This is a genomic window from Microcoleus sp. Z1_A1, assembly GCF_036700305.1.
GTDB lineage: Bacteria > Cyanobacteriota > Cyanobacteriia > Cyanobacteriales > Microcoleaceae > Microcoleus.
The window spans coordinates 22,008-38,032 of the sequence record NZ_JAUBOR010000017.1; the positions used below are offsets into that span (position 1 = coordinate 22,008).

At 44.6% G+C, this 16,025-nt stretch carries 21 protein-coding genes; 16 read left to right on the forward strand and 5 right to left on the reverse strand.

All coding sequences use genetic code 11. From position 1 onward, the window contains the following. Positions 1-142 precede the first annotated feature (142 nt). Positions 143-1,258 (forward strand): magnesium chelatase ATPase subunit I, encoded by a 1,116-nt coding sequence (bchI, locus tag QT973_RS13450; RefSeq protein ID WP_333391513.1) that lies wholly within the window; start codon positions 143-145, stop codon positions 1,256-1,258. 95 nt (positions 1,259-1,353) lie between these two features. Continuing rightward, complete coding sequence (ruvC, locus tag QT973_RS13455; RefSeq protein ID WP_333054731.1) at positions 1,354-1,887, forward strand: crossover junction endodeoxyribonuclease RuvC; 534 nt, start codon at positions 1,354-1,356, stop codon at positions 1,885-1,887. A 7-nt stretch (positions 1,888-1,894) separates the two neighbouring features. On the opposite strand, the gene QT973_RS13460 is transcribed toward ruvC, so the two are convergent. After that, a complete protein-coding gene (locus QT973_RS13460; RefSeq protein WP_333054732.1) occupies positions 1,895-2,464 on the reverse strand; it encodes a Uma2 family endonuclease in 570 nt (189 codons plus the stop codon). Positions 2,465-2,725: 261 nt separating this feature from the next. On the opposite strand from QT973_RS13460, the gene QT973_RS13465 reads away from it, so the two are divergent. After that, a complete protein-coding gene (locus QT973_RS13465; RefSeq protein ID WP_333391515.1) occupies positions 2,726-3,100 on the forward strand; it encodes a hypothetical protein in 375 nt (124 codons plus the stop codon). Positions 3,101-3,227: 127 nt separating this feature from the next. Here the strand turns inward: QT973_RS13465 and QT973_RS13470 are convergent, their stop codons facing one another. Next, the gene (locus tag QT973_RS13470; protein ID WP_333054733.1) at positions 3,228-3,497 is read right to left on the reverse strand and encodes a hypothetical protein; all 270 of its coding nucleotides are present in this window, start codon (positions 3,495-3,497) and stop codon (positions 3,228-3,230) included. 220 nt (positions 3,498-3,717) lie between these two features. On the opposite strand from QT973_RS13470, the gene QT973_RS13475 reads away from it, so the two are divergent. The 3 genes from QT973_RS13475 to QT973_RS13485 all read left to right on the forward strand — a co-directional run bounded on the left by QT973_RS13475 (position 3,718) and on the right by QT973_RS13485 (position 6,066). Beyond that, positions 3,718-4,941 carry a hypothetical protein gene (locus QT973_RS13475; RefSeq protein WP_333208233.1) on the forward strand — a complete coding sequence of 408 codons (1,224 nt, stop codon included), beginning with the start codon at positions 3,718-3,720 and terminating at the stop codon, positions 4,939-4,941. A 10-nt stretch (positions 4,942-4,951) separates the two neighbouring features. After that, a complete protein-coding gene (locus tag QT973_RS13480) occupies positions 4,952-5,185 on the forward strand; it encodes a hypothetical protein (protein WP_333208234.1) in 234 nt (77 codons plus the stop codon). Between the two features lie 245 nt (positions 5,186-5,430). Beyond that, positions 5,431-6,066, forward strand: a complete 636-nt coding sequence (locus QT973_RS13485) for a restriction endonuclease subunit R (protein WP_333314253.1) — start codon at positions 5,431-5,433, stop codon at positions 6,064-6,066. An 80-nt stretch (positions 6,067-6,146) separates the two neighbouring features. On the opposite strand, the gene QT973_RS13490 is transcribed toward QT973_RS13485, so the two are convergent. From QT973_RS13490 to QT973_RS13500, 3 genes are all read right to left on the reverse strand, one after another. Beyond that, on the reverse strand, positions 6,147-6,482 hold the full coding sequence (locus QT973_RS13490; protein WP_333054737.1) for a ribulose bisphosphate carboxylase small subunit: 336 nt from the start codon (positions 6,480-6,482) through the stop codon (positions 6,147-6,149). A 45-nt stretch (positions 6,483-6,527) separates the two neighbouring features. Then, positions 6,528-6,938, reverse strand: a complete 411-nt coding sequence (rcbX, locus tag QT973_RS13495; RefSeq protein WP_333054738.1) for a RuBisCO chaperone RbcX — start codon at positions 6,936-6,938, stop codon at positions 6,528-6,530. A gap of 136 nt (positions 6,939-7,074) precedes the next feature. Further along, positions 7,075-8,505 carry a form I ribulose bisphosphate carboxylase large subunit gene (locus tag QT973_RS13500; protein WP_333045238.1) on the reverse strand — a complete coding sequence of 477 codons (1,431 nt, stop codon included), beginning with the start codon at positions 8,503-8,505 and terminating at the stop codon, positions 7,075-7,077. A gap of 873 nt (positions 8,506-9,378) precedes the next feature. Here QT973_RS13500 and QT973_RS13505 point away from each other — a divergent pair. The 10 genes from QT973_RS13505 to panB all read left to right on the forward strand — a co-directional run bounded on the left by QT973_RS13505 (position 9,379) and on the right by panB (position 16,013). After that, positions 9,379-11,136 (forward strand): serine/threonine-protein kinase, encoded by a 1,758-nt coding sequence (locus QT973_RS13505; RefSeq protein WP_333054739.1) that lies wholly within the window; start codon positions 9,379-9,381, stop codon positions 11,134-11,136. 83 nt (positions 11,137-11,219) lie between these two features. Next, positions 11,220-11,597: a hypothetical protein gene (locus tag QT973_RS13510; protein ID WP_333054740.1), complete on the forward strand. Its 378-nt coding sequence runs from the start codon at positions 11,220-11,222 to the stop codon at positions 11,595-11,597. Position 11,598: 1 nt separating this feature from the next. Further along, a complete protein-coding gene (locus QT973_RS13515) occupies positions 11,599-11,982 on the forward strand; it encodes a toxin-antitoxin system TumE family protein (RefSeq protein ID WP_333054741.1) in 384 nt (127 codons plus the stop codon). A 90-nt stretch (positions 11,983-12,072) separates the two neighbouring features. Continuing rightward, entirely contained in the window at positions 12,073-12,552 is a 480-nt protein-coding gene (locus QT973_RS13520) for a hypothetical protein (protein WP_333054743.1), read from the forward strand. 64 nt (positions 12,553-12,616) lie between these two features. Beyond that, positions 12,617-13,417 carry a hypothetical protein gene (locus QT973_RS13525; protein WP_333054744.1) on the forward strand — a complete coding sequence of 267 codons (801 nt, stop codon included), beginning with the start codon at positions 12,617-12,619 and terminating at the stop codon, positions 13,415-13,417. 102 nt (positions 13,418-13,519) lie between these two features. Beyond that, positions 13,520-13,936, forward strand: a complete 417-nt coding sequence (locus QT973_RS13530; protein WP_333391517.1) for a hypothetical protein — start codon at positions 13,520-13,522, stop codon at positions 13,934-13,936. Between the two features lie 152 nt (positions 13,937-14,088). After that, positions 14,089-14,505 carry an aspartyl protease gene (locus tag QT973_RS13535; RefSeq protein ID WP_333054746.1) on the forward strand — a complete coding sequence of 139 codons (417 nt, stop codon included), beginning with the start codon at positions 14,089-14,091 and terminating at the stop codon, positions 14,503-14,505. A gap of 148 nt (positions 14,506-14,653) precedes the next feature. Continuing rightward, positions 14,654-14,920, forward strand: a complete 267-nt coding sequence (locus QT973_RS13540) for a type II toxin-antitoxin system ParD family antitoxin (RefSeq protein ID WP_333054747.1) — start codon at positions 14,654-14,656, stop codon at positions 14,918-14,920. Next, complete coding sequence (locus tag QT973_RS13545) at positions 14,917-15,216, forward strand: type II toxin-antitoxin system RelE/ParE family toxin (RefSeq protein WP_333054748.1); 300 nt, start codon at positions 14,917-14,919, stop codon at positions 15,214-15,216. Before QT973_RS13540 ends, QT973_RS13545 begins: the two co-directional genes overlap by 4 nt. A 20-nt stretch (positions 15,217-15,236) precedes the next feature. Beyond that, a complete protein-coding gene (gene panB, locus QT973_RS13550) occupies positions 15,237-16,013 on the forward strand; it encodes a 3-methyl-2-oxobutanoate hydroxymethyltransferase (protein ID WP_333271008.1) in 777 nt (258 codons plus the stop codon). The last annotated feature ends 12 nt before the right edge of the window (positions 16,014-16,025 follow it).

Below are 16,025 nucleotides of genomic sequence, written 5' to 3' on the forward strand. Positions count from 1 at the left end.
GTAAATGCAGCAAATCTTAGTGGCGCTTAGGTTTTAAAGGGGCTCAGTGCTCTGTGGGAACCATACCCTACAAGTGCGATCGCCCCAGACAATCCCTTATCCCCTACAATAAACAAGCAATTATTATATTTTGAGTTATCCTGTGAGTCCTACTGCCGAAGTCAGCAATACCCTAAATGCGGGCGTCCTACCAACCGTTACCGCTACCGCAGCCCGTCGCGCTGTTTTTCCCTTCACTGCAATTGTTGGCCAGGAGGAGATGAAACTGGCGCTGCTGTTGAATGTCATCGATCCCAAAATTGGCGGAGTGATGATTATGGGCGATCGAGGTACTGGTAAATCTACCACAATCCGCGCCCTCACTGATTTGCTGCCGGAAATTGAGGTGGTGGCTGACGATCCTTTTAACAGTCATCCCAGCGATCCAGATTTGATGAGTGATGAGGTGCGCGATCGCACTTTATCTCAAACTGACATTAAAATCGCCCGCAAAAAAGTCCAAATGGTAGATTTACCTTTGGGCGCTACCGAAGACCGAGTTTGCGGTACGATCGACATCGAGAAAGCTTTGTCGGAAGGTGTTAAAGCTTTTGAACCAGGTCTTTTAGCTAAAGCTAACCGCGGCATTCTGTACGTTGATGAAGTCAATTTGCTCGACGATCATTTAGTCGATGTTTTGCTCGACTCCGCCGCCAGCGGTTGGAATACTGTGGAAAGAGAAGGCATTTCGATCCGCCACCCGGCTAAGTTTATTCTCATCGGTTCCGGGAATCCAGAAGAAGGAGAATTGCGGCCGCAGTTGCTCGACAGATTCGGGATGCACGCAGAAATTCGGACTGTAAAAGACCCGAATTTAAGAGTGGAAATTGTCGAACAGCGATCGAGTTTTGACCAAAATCCGCCGGAGTTTCTCGCGAAATATCAGCACGAACAAGATGATATGCAGCAGAAGTTGGTGGAAGCTCAGGAAAGATTGAAATCGGTAACTATCGATCGAGAGTTGCGGGTAAAAATCTCCCAAGTTTGCGCGGAATTGGACGTAGACGGGCTGCGGGGCGATTTGGTGACGAATCGGGCTGCGAAAGCTTTCACGGCTTTGGAATGCCGCACGGAGGTGACTGTGGACGATATTCGCCGGGTGATGACTCTGTGTTTGCGGCACCGGTTGCGGAAAGACCCGCTAGAATCAATAGATTCGGGGTATAAAGTGACTAAAGTGTTCGATCGGGTATTCGGTCTAGAATCAACTGAGGGGTAATGGGTAATTGGTAATTGGTAATGGGTAATTGGTGGTGATGAAACCTTCCCAAATTTTCATACCTAATTCCCCATTCCCAATTACTAATTCTGGCAATGGAAAAACGAATTTTAGGATTAGATCCGGGCTTAGCAAATCTTGGCTACGGGGCAATTTCCTGTCAAATTGTCCCCGGCAAACAAGATAAAAACAGCGTTTCCATGATTGATTGCGGCGTCATACAAACAACGCCAAAACAGGAAATGGGACAGCGCTTGAAAACAATTTACGACGATTTGCACGAGGTAATTGAACAGATTAAACCTGATATAGCAATTGCCGAAAAACTGTTTTTTTACAAGATGGGAAATACCATACTGGTAGCGCAAGCGCGGGGCGTTTTGACCCTAGTATTGGCGCAGTGTGGAGTGCCGCTGTTCGAGTTTACGCCGGCTCAAATTAAGCAAGCTTTGACGGGCCGCGGTAATGCGGATAAATCTGAAGTGCAAGATGCCGTGGCGCGGGAGTTGGAGTTGGGTTACATTCCGAAACCCGACGATGCGGCGGATGCTTTGGCGGTGGCTTTGACTGGTTGGTACGATGATGATATTTGTCCGAAGAAAATACAGTTGGAAACAGGAAAAATTTGATGCAATATCAAATCATGGGCAAATTAAGTACAAATCCGGGCAAGACATCTTCTCCCGATAAATTTACAGGAAATTGTACAATCTCTACTTGGCGAGAAGGGCGATAAATCTCAACTTGTTCGTCTAGAGGATTAATTAACCAACCCAAGCGTAAACCGCTGTTTAGATACTCCTGCATTTTCTCCTGCAGCGGCCGCAGCGGGTCTGGGCGCGATCGCAATTCAATGGCAAAATCAGGACAAATTGGCGGAAATTTCTCTTGTTCTTCTGCTGTTAAAGCAGACCATCTTTCTAGGCTAACCCAAGCCACGTCTGGAGCTCGATAGCCATTATTAGGCAAGCGAAAAATTGTAGAAGAACTAAACACTCTCCCTAGCTGCGTTTTACGGTTCCACAAGCCCAAATCTGTAATTAAATAGGCTTTTCGATTGCCACTGACTCCGCCTACGGGTGACATAATAATGATTTCTCCTTTAGGTGTCCGTTCAAATTGCCAATCTCGATTCATCTGGCATAAACGGTAAAACTGTTCATCTGTTAGTTCGACAGTATCTAAGTTTAAAATAATGGTTGTCATTTTTCCTAACTCCCTAGAAATATGAGTCCTGCAAACCTATTTTAGCCCCACATTTTGTCAATTTCAACATCACTCCTCATAGCCTGGACTTAAGCTTTAATACCAGGGCTTAAGCCCCAGCCCGACCATTGCGAAGTGCAAAATATTAGTTGAAAATGTAATTAAGTTCGATCGCCCAATTCCCATCTCAATCAAAAAATGCTATAATAGCCACTTTAATTGCTAAACTTATCCCACCAGCAAAAAACACAGGAAAATAATATGGTGATTATTACCTCACAACAAATTGCCCAATTTCGATCGCAATTAGCAGAATATCCCGAAGCCCTAAAAGCCCTAGACGCCATCGAAGATTGCGAAGGTAACATCGAAGATGCAGCGATATCTCTAGCAATTCAAGCCGGACAAGAACCGAATATCTCGGAAAATTGGTTAGACGGATTGGCTAAAAGATGCCGCGTTGCTATCTGCAAATCAGAGGTTAAAGAAGAGTTAACAAACGGACAATTGAATGCAGCATTTAGAGATTTAGTTGCCGCAACAATTTGCCCTGATATTTTGGTGACTTCGGTGATTATTTATGTATTTAAAACTGGGGTAAATGATTTTTGTGAACCTCTCGAATATAAACTGTAAAGCCATAGCTGCATTTAAAAATTAGGTGACACAAAGCTATCCCAAAGGGTAGGGAATCGCCCTCATTTCTCAAAACATGATACAACGAGACGATCCTCTTCGAGGGCTTCGCTAACGCACTTTTTCTCTACCCCTGTCCACTACTGTACCCAGCCAGCATCAAATCCGGCGACAAACCCAAAGATTTCCCCAGCAAACGAGCAAGTTGCACTAAAAAATTAGCAGTATCTTCGTCACCTTCGCGGGCCATTGAAGCCGATATCTGGATTAGCATTTGCACAAATCCCGCATCAATTAAATCCGAACGGGAACTCAAAACTTCTGGTTCTTGGCCGTTGGGACAGGTAAGCACTCGCTCGATTAAGTTCAAATAAGCCTCTTGACGTTCTGGATTCATTTTGGCAGGAGCTTTACAGTAAATAATTTATTATTACGTTTAACTCAGTCCTGTCAATCAGGCGATCGAATAAGCGATCCCCGTTTTTACTCTAGGAACTCCATTCAGTCAGGAATAGACAGGAGTTTAAAGAAAATCTTAAGTTTTTCAATGCTAGTTTAGTCGAGGTATGGTGCGCCGAAAATCACCCTACTATTCAAGGGAATTAGGAATATAAAAAATGAAAATAGGAATATTTTTAGGAAATCTCGGAAACCCCGCCATCTACTATCCCAAACTCGCCACAATTACTGGCGGAGTCGCGGCGAGTATTTTTCTTTGCCAATTATTGCAATGGCAATCACAAAAGTCCAACTCCGGCGAATGGGTGAAAACTAAGAGCACAGAAATAGAAAAAGCAACGGGTTTAAATCAGGAAGAACAGGAATTAGCGAGAAAGCAGCTCAAAGTGCGATCGCTCCTGAAAGAAAAACTACCAAATCCCAACACCGACACCCTAGAACTCTGGGCGGACATTGACGCTTTGGAGGAAAAACTCAATCACTTTTGGACATCCAATCCTGCCGGAATTATACCACAGACAACCCGGGAAAACAACAATCACCCTGTAGAAATAATCCCCGAAACATCACCCCCAAATCATGTAGTTAAAACCGACAAATATTTCGGGCAACCCCGCCAGCAAATAGCCGTTGCTGTCACCCCGAATTACCGATTTAGCGGCCCTTGGAATTCCCAAGAAGAACTCCACAACTTTCAGCGAGCTTTAGAAGCATATGCTCAAGAGCATAATTTAGGATTTGGCAATCCTTCTGGATGGGCATTTAAAATTATTGACAGCATGACAAAAGGCTTAACCTCGACTTTTTGGGATGAATTTATCGCCGGAATCCCTTTAGGAGAAAGTCAGAAAGTCAAGCGGGATTGGGAAATCGAGCCGGAAGTGCCTTATCCCGCCTTTGAAGAGGAGCGAATTCAGTATTACGTGCACAAAGGCGAACCGCTGGAAGCAGCAGTCTCTAAAGCCCGTGCTGATTTGAGAAACCCGGTTTTGGGCAAAGATTTGTGGGAGGGTTTTTTGCGAAAGTGCGATCGTATTGCTGATGATGCACTCAAAGCAAAACAGCAGGGCGTTGACACACCATATCTGCCGTCTTCCTTCAACGAAAAACCGCAAATCACCAAGGATAGCGTTATGCGGAAGTTAGGGGCGATCGCCCCGCAATTTGCCCTCAATCAATCCACATCTGAAACAATTGCTGAACCACCAAAACTCGAACAAAAAGAGCCATCAACCGCCACCGAAATCCCCAGTATTTCCTCTTTGCAAAAAGCTTACAAAACTCCTCTAGGTCGAAGTCTAGTAGAAAAACAAATCGCTGCCAACCCAGAATGGGGCTACGAAATAGTTGACGGTGAAATAGTCGAATCAATTCCTTTTTAATGAGACGGATATGAAACGAATTAGCGATATCAATCCACTGGGAGAAGAGCGACCAAATCCTTCTGAGGAAGAGAGAGAAAAACTGCGGGGGGAGAGGTTGCAGCGAGAAATAGATGAAGGATATCAAAAGTTAGTTGAACTCTGCAATTTAGGCGAATATGATATGGCAAAACAGCTTGCCAACCGCAACTCTAATTGGGGTTATGAAATAGTTGATGGAATTGTGATGGAAAGGATAGATTAGGTTCGCAGTTATCCCATTTGTCACTTTCTTGGGCGGGCAAGATGCCCGCCCCACAAAAAAATTAATATGTCGTGGAACAGGCATCTTGCCTGTTCCTAAGAATATGAGCCGGCTCTCCGGCATACCCCACAAGAAACTTGATATGTTGTGGAACAGGCATCTTGCCTGTTCCTAAGAATGGTGCAAATTGACTACCGCAATGTCTATGTTATAATTATCACTAAAACTTAAATAACTATTATACAATGACAACTATTAATGCCAAAAACCTAACATTAGCAGAAGTACACCGTCTGTTCGGCTTTCAAAAGCAGTACACGAACTCATTTACTTCTCTGTTATCCGTTGAAGATATAACAGAACACGAACAGCAGGAAATTATACAAATTAGGGATGATTTCGATGACTACATTTTAACTGATAGAGTTTCTGAAGGACTGGTAAAAGCTCTGACTACCTTTCCCTTAATGCGATTGGCTGGCTTCTACCGTCGCCCGATTAAAATTAGTTTAGAACAAGACATCGCCGAAATTAGCATTGAAGATGAAGATACTATCATTAAAGGACGGTTTGATATCTTGGCTGTCAACAGGATAAAACCTATCAGAAGCGATACATATTTTTGGGTTTTGGTGATTGAAAGTAAAAATTCTGGAATCAACGCATTGATGGGTTTATCCCAATTGCTAACCTATGCTTATCAAAATTTAAAATATCAAGACACAATCTGGGGCTTGACAACAAACGGAATGCACTATCAGTTCGTCCATATTCAGGGGGGCCACAACCCAACCTATCAGCTAATGCCTTTGCTAAACCTGATGGAGTCCGACTCTTCAATTTTGTTGCTGCAAGTTTTAAAAGCTATTTGTAAGCTATAAAAAAAGAGGCAGAGAAAATTCCCCGCCTCCAATCTGCAATGACTGTTAACCTAAAAGTTAGATTAGCCAGCCAATACTTTTTAGTAGCCTCTGGTGTTAGGCTTGTGGACGATGAAGCTGAGCACTTGGCATTGCTTCACGTTGTCAAAACCCATGACGCGGATGTAGCAGCTAGGATTTTCTTGACGGCAAGCTTGAACTTCTGTCATGATTTCTTGGACGCTGCGAGCACCAAACAAAGGCAACTTCCACATAGTCCAGTAGCGCATTTCAGCGGCAGAGGTTTCGTTGAATTCTACGCCGGGAATGTAGCCTTGATCCAAGATGTATTGGAGTTGCTTGGCAATTTGGGCGTCTGTCAGCGGGGGCAAATAGGACAGAGTTTCGTAACGACGCTCTTTAGGTAAAGTCTTCATTTTTTGTATCTCTAAGGTGTGTGTTCGATCGCACTTGTCGATCGATTAACTCGACAAATTATCCAGATTCGGTTCAGAATCTATTGATGTTTCAGGATTACTGCTAGAAACAGACCAATTAAGTTGCGTAGTTCGCTCTAAATGCTGGCGTCTGTGTTCCATATTCGCCTGTTGAATGCCAGTACAAACCATTTCTGGCAAAAATTCCGTCACATCGTGAGCCAGATACTCTCGCACAGTCATGATCCGAAAGCCTAAATCTTGATTTTCCAAAAGCAACTCTTGAATATAAGCTTCTCCATCTTGGATTTTGCCCTTAGTGGAAAAGTCATTCAACCAGATTGCCAGAGGAGGATTGGTTTCGCTCAACTGAGCGACCACCATCCGCACGGATTGATAGGTTAGGTAACTTGCCAGCACCTTAGCGGTGTCTTTCGCAACTTGTTTGAGATCCATTTTGACCCCAGCTCCCTCAAATTTTAGATTTTGGATTTTAGATTTTGGATGCAAACTTACTTGTAAATCTTCTTCAAAGATAAAGACTTCCCAGCAAGTTTGCGACCTAAAACCTAAAATCTCAAACCAAAAATCCTTAAAGGGTATCCATTGCCTCAAACTCAAACTTGATTTCTTTCCAGAGTTCGCAAGCAACAGCCAGTTCAGGAGACCATTTGCAAGCTTCGCGAATTACGTCGCCGCCTTCGCGCATCAAGTTGCGGCCTTCGTTACGAGCTTGGACGCAAGCTTCCAAAGCAACGCGGTTAGCAGTTGCACCAGGTGCGTTACCCCAAGGGTGGCCCAAGGTGCCGCCGCCGAACTGTAAGCAGGAGTCGTCGCCGAAGATTTCCACCAAGGCTGGCATGTGCCAGATGTGGATACCACCGGATGCAACTGGCATGACACCAGGCATGGAGGCCCAATCTTGGGTGAAGTAAATACCGCGGCTGCGGTCTTCTTCGATGTGGTCTTCGCGCATCAAGTCTACGAAGCCCATCGTGATGCCTTTTTCGCCTTCGAGTTTACCCACAACTGTACCGGAGTGCAGGTGGTCTCCACCGGACATCCGCAAGCACTTGGCAAGCACGCGGAAGTGGATACCGTGGTTTTTCTGACGGTCGATAACTGCGTGCATGGCGCGGTGAATGTGCAGCAAAATACCGTTGCGGCGGCACCATTTAGCCAAGGTGGTGTTTGCAGTGAAACCACCGGTCAGGTAGTCGTGCATGATGATGGGGGTTTTGATTTCCTTAGCGAACTCAGCCCGCTCCATCATTTCTTCGCAGGTAGGGGCAGTTACGTTGAGGTAGTGACCCTTGACTTCGCCGGTTTCTGCTTGGGCTTTTTCAATAGCTTCTTGAACGAACAAGAAACGATCGCGCCAACGCATGAACGGTTGCGAGTTGATGTTTTCGTCGTCTTTGGTGAAGTCCAAACCGCCGCGCAGAACTTCGTAAACGGCACGGCCGTAGTTCTTAGCAGACAGACCCAATTTGGGCTTAATTGTACAACCCAGCAAAGGACGGCCGTACTTGTTCAATTTGTCCCGCTCAACGGTAATACCGTGAGGAGGGCCTTGGAAGGTTTTCAGGTAAGCGATGGGAATCCGCAAATCTTCCAAACGCAGAGCGCGCAGAGCTTTGAAACCGAACACGTTACCGACCAAAGAGGTCAGCAAGTTGGTGACGGAACCTTCTTCAAACAAATCCAAAGGATAAGCAATGAAGCAGATATATTGGTTGTCTTCACCGGGAACTGGTTCGATGTCGTAGCAGCGACCTTTGTAGCGGTCGAGGTCGGTCAGGAGGTCTGTCCAAACAGTCGTCCATGTACCTGTAGAAGATTCAGCAGCCACAGCAGCGCCTGCTTCTTCTGGGGGAACTCCCGGCTGCGGTGTGACGCGGAAGGCTGCCAAAATATCTGTATCTTTCGGCGTGTAGTCCGGCGTGTAATACGTTAGTTTATAGTCTTGAACTCCGGCTTTATACCCAGCCTTTGATTGAGTTTGGGTTTGCGCGTAAGCCATATCTCGCTTCCTAGTATTCGCTTAATTTTTTTGCCCGATCGCAGGCTGTTAAAAATATATCAACAAAGTGTCACTCTCAAATTTTAATATTCTTTTAATCATCATAAGTATTATTTATTTTGCTTTACATTAGGCAAATATTTGTAACATATCTTATGAAATACCAGCGACGAAGGATGCAGGAGGAAAGGCTGGGGATCGAAGAGATTTTGGATTTTAGATTTTGGATTTTAGATTGAGGAAACAGGAAAGATTAGTCATAAATACTTAATTTTATGGTGGAGATCGATTAAATTTGAGATTGTAAATTTTAGGTTGGGGGGAGGAAAAGTTAGTTATAAATACTTAATTTTAGGGTAGGAGATCGAGCTCAACTGCAATCGAGTATGCAATTATTTAATTGAAAATCCCGTGGGGGGCCAAGAAACCGGGTTGATGGGAAAAATTTGGGTATATTAACGAGAAATATAGCAAGAAACCGGGTTTCTGAGGTTGTAAAGCCCGATCGCGCCAACTCTGGCACAATCCAAAATCGAAAATCCAAAATCCAAAATCCCGTGGGTGGGCGAGAAACCGGGTTTCTACGAAAAATTGGTGCTAAACGAGAAATATACCAAGAAACCCGGTTTCTGAGGTTGCTGCTGCGATCGCGCCAACTCTGGCAAAATCCACAATCTAAAATCGAAAATCTAAAATCCCGTGAATCGGAGACCGCCAACTCAAAAATCGACAGCATAGCACATAATATGGACAGGACTTGTGCTCTCAAACCAAATCCGTCGTTACAGCCATTTGACCACGCTGAAAACCGGGTTTCTGCGTTAGCGGCGCGTAAGTCTACTATGGATATTTAGCCCCATTTTTACTCTGGTTGTGCCTCACCCCCCTTCAAAAGCCGTCCACTGCATCAATCCAGATTGCCCAAGGCCCTACCCTCAGACTTGGGGCAACAATTTTTGTCATAGTTGCGGAGCTCCCCTGCGACTAAAAAATCGCTACGTGCCTCTAGAAAGCCTCGGTTCCGGGGGTTTTGCAGCGATTTTCACAGTTTGGGACACAGAAACTGAAACCGAGCGCGTCCTGAAAGTGTTGCTCGAAACGGCCCCGAAAGCCCTGAAACTGTTCGAGCAAGAAGCTTGGGTTTTGGCACTTTTGCGGCACCCTGGCGTCCCTAGAGTCGATCCTGACGGTTATTTTCACGTCCAAACACAAAATTTTGCAGGCGGGGAGGGAAATCCTGCGGCGAAGCGGCTGCCTTGTTTGGTAATGGAAAAGATTCACGGCAAAACTTTAGAAGAAGTTCTCGACGAGCACCCTCAAGGATGTCCGCAGGAATGGGTGTTTAGTTGGCTGAGTCAAGCTGTGGAAATTTTAGAGGAGTTGCACAGGTGTCAGATTATTCACCGCGATATTAAACCCTCAAATTTGATGCTGCGAGACCCGGAATCGCCCCAAGTTTTGCTAAGCAAGGGTTTGGGCGGACTGCAATTGGTGACGATCGACTTTGGGGGAGTTAAACAGATGGGCGGTGTCGAACCGGTGGGGAAAGATTCTCCGAGTTCGACGCGGTTGATTTCGCCTGGGTACAGTCCGCCGGAACAAATTGTGGGCGGCGGTGTGGTGCCGGCGACGGATTTTTATGCGCTGGGGCGGACTTGCATTCATTTGCTGACGGGGAAGTATCCGGCCCAAATTGAAGATCCGATGACGGGTGAGTTGCGGTGGCGCCACATTGTATCTGTGAGTCCGCCTTTTGCGAATTTGTTGGACGATATGGTGCGATCGAACGTGCGGGAACGTCCGGCGACGGCTGGGGATGTTCGGGCGCGTTTGCAGGAGATTTATGCTAGGAGTAAGGGCAAAATTGCCATCGCCCCCATGGGTCAAGCTATTGTAGAATTCTGTCGGCAAATAGTGGTGGCGGGGGCGCAAAAAACGGGAAGTTTGACGGTTGCGCTGTTCGGCGCGATCGCCCAAATCGTGGTAGCTTCTCTGGATACGGGCTGGGAAATGGTGCTGGGTGCCGTTGGTGGAAGTGCGGGGGCGATCGGCGGTTTGGTTTTGGGTTATGCTTCGCCTATTGGCCCGGAAATTGCCAGTTTTCTGAATGAAGGTTTGCAGCAATTAATTCCTAATATGACTTTCGCTGTCGGGCCGGAAGTGCTGCTGTTTGGATTTGCGGGATTGGGAACTGCGATCGGTTTGACTGATGCGGGGAGTTTTCGCCAGCAAAAACAGTATTGGCTGTCTGGATTGATGGGAGCTCAGGGTTATTTGTTGGCGGGTTTGTGCTGGATGGAAGCAACAGCTTCTAGTGGTGTGCAGGGGGTTATTTTGGGAGCTTTTGCGATCGCCTCTATGACTGTGGGAATGGGTTTGCGGAGTCATCAATTAGTTCACGCTTTGGTAGTGGCTGTTTTCTCTACGGGAATGTTTCTGTTTCTGAATGCGTGGAACATTTTTCCGGGGAGTTTCTTTGGGATTTTGTCACTGTCTAACGTTACCTTCGGCTGGCTGCAAGTTTGGGGATCAATTGTGTTTTTTGGTTTGTTGGGAAGTGCGATCGGGCTTTGTTTGGGAGTTAGTCATTATTTAGTTGTGCCGGTGCTCAGGTGGTTGGGATGGAAGTAATGGTTATGATTGTTTTGCGTAATATCAATTCCAATGCCACCGGATTTGGTATAATAATCTAAGCTTCAAAAGGAGTCACAAGAATGGCTGAAATCAAAATCATCTGTGAACGCCCAGACTCAATCCTGCGTTTCGTCACAGATGCGATTACTAAAGAGTTACAATTACTCGCCGATGGAATTAGAGTCACTGAGGAGAGATTGAGAGAGTTTGAAACTCAATATCAATTTTCCACTCAAGAGTTTTTAAGCAAGTTTAGCAATGATGAATTACATCATAGTCCCGACTTTGATGAGTGGATTGGTGAATCTAGGATGCTGAAGAGATTGCAAGATAATGCTAAGGAATTAAACAGTATTGAATTTTTTGTAACGCCGCAGTCCCGGCGGTATGGCACTATAGCCACAATCACCGCCGATTTAGCCACAGCTCAATTAGTGAGTGAAATGAGGGAGGCATAGTTTGTTCATTGAGGAGTATTTTGAGCAAATTCGGGAGGCTATTGCTGCTTGTACAGCAGTTGAGTCTTTTCAACTGACAGAAGCCAAACGTGATAGTTATACCGGGTTTTTGCGGGGGAGGGTTTACTTTCCAGATGGCTCATTACTTCATCTGCGCGAGTTTGTCTATGTAATTACAGAAGTTGAGCGGGATATGTATTCATATCACTATGTTAATTCGTCGGAAAATCTAATTTTTCGTTATGATAATGCTGACCATAAACCTAAGTTGAATTTACCTAATTTACCTCACCATAAGCATGAAGAGAGTGAAGAAAATATTGTGGCCTCTTCCGCACCCACGTTAGCTGAAGTGTTACATGAAATCAACAGGTTATTGTTGTAATATGTTCATAAATACCAAAGAAACCGGGTTTGTGCGGAGTCTACGGACGGTAACCAAGTATTTTCATGAAAACCCGGTTTATAGACTCTTATGCTAATCAAGTCGCTGTCAATTAAACCCGTCTCCAGATTATCAATAATTTGTGCGATCGCGATCGCCCTTGTCCTCAGCAGCCCCAATCTAGCCAAAGCCGAATCGCGAGAACAAGCCGTCGATCGATTGACTGATTTCTTATTCTACAGGGTTAATCCTCAGTTAAACAATCGCAAACTCCATGGGGGCGATCGCGAATATAGCAATCAATGGCGGAGATTGCGCGAAGCGATCGATCCGCGAGTTAAGTCGGTACAAGAAGTCTGTTTTATGCCAGCCCCAGAAGAGACAGGATGGGAATTCACGACAATTAACGGCGAAACCTACGAGCAAACCTACGATTTACTTGCAGATACAATTTTTTACAGCCGCCATCCTCAACGAACCGGACAGCCCATTCCCAAAAGCGATCGGATCGGCATTAGTGAATGGTCAGCAATTCGACGCGAAATGTATATTTCCAATTGTGGATTGTGAGACTCGATCGCCTTACGCCGCAAGCAGCATTGATTGTAAAAAGAAAGGTTTTAAACCGATGAGTATGAAAAATTGGATATGCGATCGCACTCTTGTTACAACCAGAATTATTGCAGCCTTGATGGGACTAATCGCCATTGGATCTACAAGTTTGGCCGATGCTGCCCCGCAGCAACAACTTCCCAGCATAAATAGTGCAAACATCGATACAACAACTAAAAAAAATCACCTGAATCATCCAGAAGAAAATTCAACTATCGAGGCTTTAAATAAAAAAGTTCTAGTCAGCCTTGAAACTTCTGTAAATGCCCAAAAAAAAATACCTATTCAACAAGGTATGCCATACAAAGAGGCGCGTCAAATCCTGATTAAACAAGGGTGGCAGCCAAGCTTACAGGGTCAACCTAACCTCAGAGATCGTTCGGTTAAAGAGCTATTTGATTTAGGATATAAAGAGATTAAGGATTGTTCTGGTACAGGAGAGGGGCCTTGTCGTTTTGAGTTTATCAATCAACAAGGAGAACTGCTAGTTATAGTCGCTACGACAAGAGGTGCTGAAAATACAAAACGTTTTGTGAGGAATTGGTGGATTGAGAAAAAGACAGATAGCAATCAACAAAAATCGTCATCAAACATAATTCAAGAAGGTCGTTATTGGTTGGGAGGTTCGGCTCAGGGTTTAGAGGTAAAGGGAAAACAATATCGATATTATGACGAGTCTAATATCGACCGACCGTGGAAACCTCTATCTGAGTTACAATATATCAAAAAAGGCGTTGTGTTTGATGGAAAAAGTTATTGGTGTTTATCTACTCTAGCACCTAAAACAGGAGGGATTTCTTGTTCTAAAGATGGATGGAAATAAAAGATTTATTGGCAGCTATATCTGGGATATTGATAATTTTTATTGGGTTTAATCGTGCTAACTAAATCACTTTCACTTAAGTCAAAATCGAAGTTTTTAGGGTTGTGTGCGTTAGCTATAGCCCTTGTACTCGCTGGTTCCAATCTAGACATTGCTACAGCGCGCGATTATGAATCACGCACTCAAGCTGTGGATAGGTTTACGGATTGGTTTTTTTATAGAGTGAATCCTCAATTAGGAGGTCGCAAATTGCGTTCTGACGATTCTTCGGCCTACATCCGCGAATGGAATGCTATTCGTAGTACAGTCGATCGAGAAATGATTACTACACAAGGAGATTGCGTCGGTGATGCTTTCTGGGACTTCGATTATCGTTATCATGGGCGATCGCTAGATCGGATTGCAGATACAATTTGGGATATCCGCGATCCATCGGGTGACAAAACTCGTGCAGATGTTTCTAAACAAGAATGGCAGAAGCTTCGTAATTCAATAATTAGAGAACATTTTTGCTATTAAGTTGCCATATTTCTCAACCCAATTTAAAGAATAAAGAACAACAGCGCTTTTAGTTACAAATATTGTTAAAATGTAAAATAGGCAACCTCGATTGTAGATCGTTTAGTCGAAAGGCAACGGCAACATTCTATAGCAAAACAAAAGGATAAAAAATGGGCCGACTTACCGCAACAATAACCGTCACCAACGAAGTAGACAAGATGCTAGCAGAAAGAGGATTTATCGCCACAGAGCAAATACGATCGGTCACCATCGATAACGTCCTAGTAGATAAAAAAGCAACTCGACTCTGTTTACCAGCAGATATTATCAGTCAGTTAGGTTTAACTTTAGTTGGTGAAATCCAAGGAAATACAGCAATAGGAACTCGACCATTTCGTCTGTTCAAAGATGTCAGTCTTGCCGTAGCTGAACGGGAAGGCAGGTATGATTGTGTAGAAATTCCCGCAGGAGAAGAACCTTTACTCGGCTTAATTCCCCTCGAAGATTTGGGTTTAGAACCGGACTTTAAAAATCAGCGGTTGATTGTTTTGCCGGCGGAGGGAATGCAAAGCTATATTCGGGTGTAAAATCTAAATTATTAACGTTAAATGCTGGCTATACCTACATGAGAGCTTACTTGTCTCTGATTCATTGTTTAAAATCCCGATCGCAAAATTTGATAGTTTTTTGTTATTATGGGAAATAGTAGTTGACTCAAATAGGTGACTCAACGTAATGAACATATCCTTAACTCCCGAACTAGAGCAGTTTGTTCAGTCAACAGTCAACAACGGTAGATACTCATCAGCTTCTGAAGTGGTATGGGCTGCGTTACGATTGCTAGAACAACGAGAAATGGAACGCTTGGTGCGTTTAGAGGAACTCCGCAAGGAAATAATGATTGGAATTGAAGCTTCCGATCGCGGAGAGGTTTTTGATGGTGAAGAAGTGTTAAGAGAACTGCGTGAGGAGATTCAGCAAGCCGATGAGGGTGAAAAATGAGTCGATACACTTTGAGTGCCCCCGCCAAGCAAGATTTAAGGGAACTCACGAACTATCTGTTGCAGTTTAGCGCCAATGCAGCCAACCATTTTCTTAATGTTTTTCAGGAAAAATTTCGTTTATTAGCAGATTTTCCAGAAATGGGGCGCAGTCGTGAGGAATTAGCACCGTCTCTACGCAGTTTCCCTGTAGATAAATATGTAATTTTTTACCGCGTTATTAAAAATGGTATCCAAATTGAAAGGGTGTTGAGTGGTTATAGAGACTTTGAGGATGTTTTTGTAGAAGACAGATAATATTATATTTTTGCACTAAAATGTCAGTCACTACTCATCAATTAATTCAGTGGAAACAACAAGGGCGGTCAATTGTTGCCCTGACAGCTTATGATTATGCGATCGCCCAACTCATCGATCGAGCAGGCGTAGATATCATCCTAGTCGGCGATTCTCTGGCAATGCCCATATTGGGCTACGAGACAACACTGCCCCTCACTCTCGATGAAATGCTGCACCACGCTAAAGCAGTGCGTCGCGGTGTTAAACAAGCATTAATTGTTGTCGATTTGCCGTTTTTAACCTATCAAGAAAGTCCCCAGCAAGCCATGCAATCGGCGGGGAGAGTTTTGAAAGAAACCGGCGCTCAAGCTGTAAAATTAGAAGGTGGATATCCAGCAATGGCCGCCACAGTTTCGCAGCTAACATCCGCCGGAATTCCAGTGATGGGACACGTCGGTTTAACTCCGCAGTCGGTACACCAACTCGGCTACAAAAAACAAGGAAAAACTGTTGAAGCTGCCGATCGCATCATAGCAGAGTCGATCGCGCTTCAAGAAGCCGGTGCCTTTGCGATCGTCTTAGAACACATTCCCGCAGACTTAGCCGCTCAAATTACCCAAAAATTAACTATTCCCACCATTGGTATCGGCGCAGGGCCGCACTGCGACGGTCAAGTTTTAGTTACTTCCGATTTGCTGGGACTTTCTGAAAAACAGCCGCCTTTTGCGAAAGCTTACGCGAATTTGCGAGAAACAATTACCCAAGCTGTGAAAGATTATTCCCTTGAAGTTAGAGAAGGCAAATTTCCCGAATAGGTTCGTAGTGAG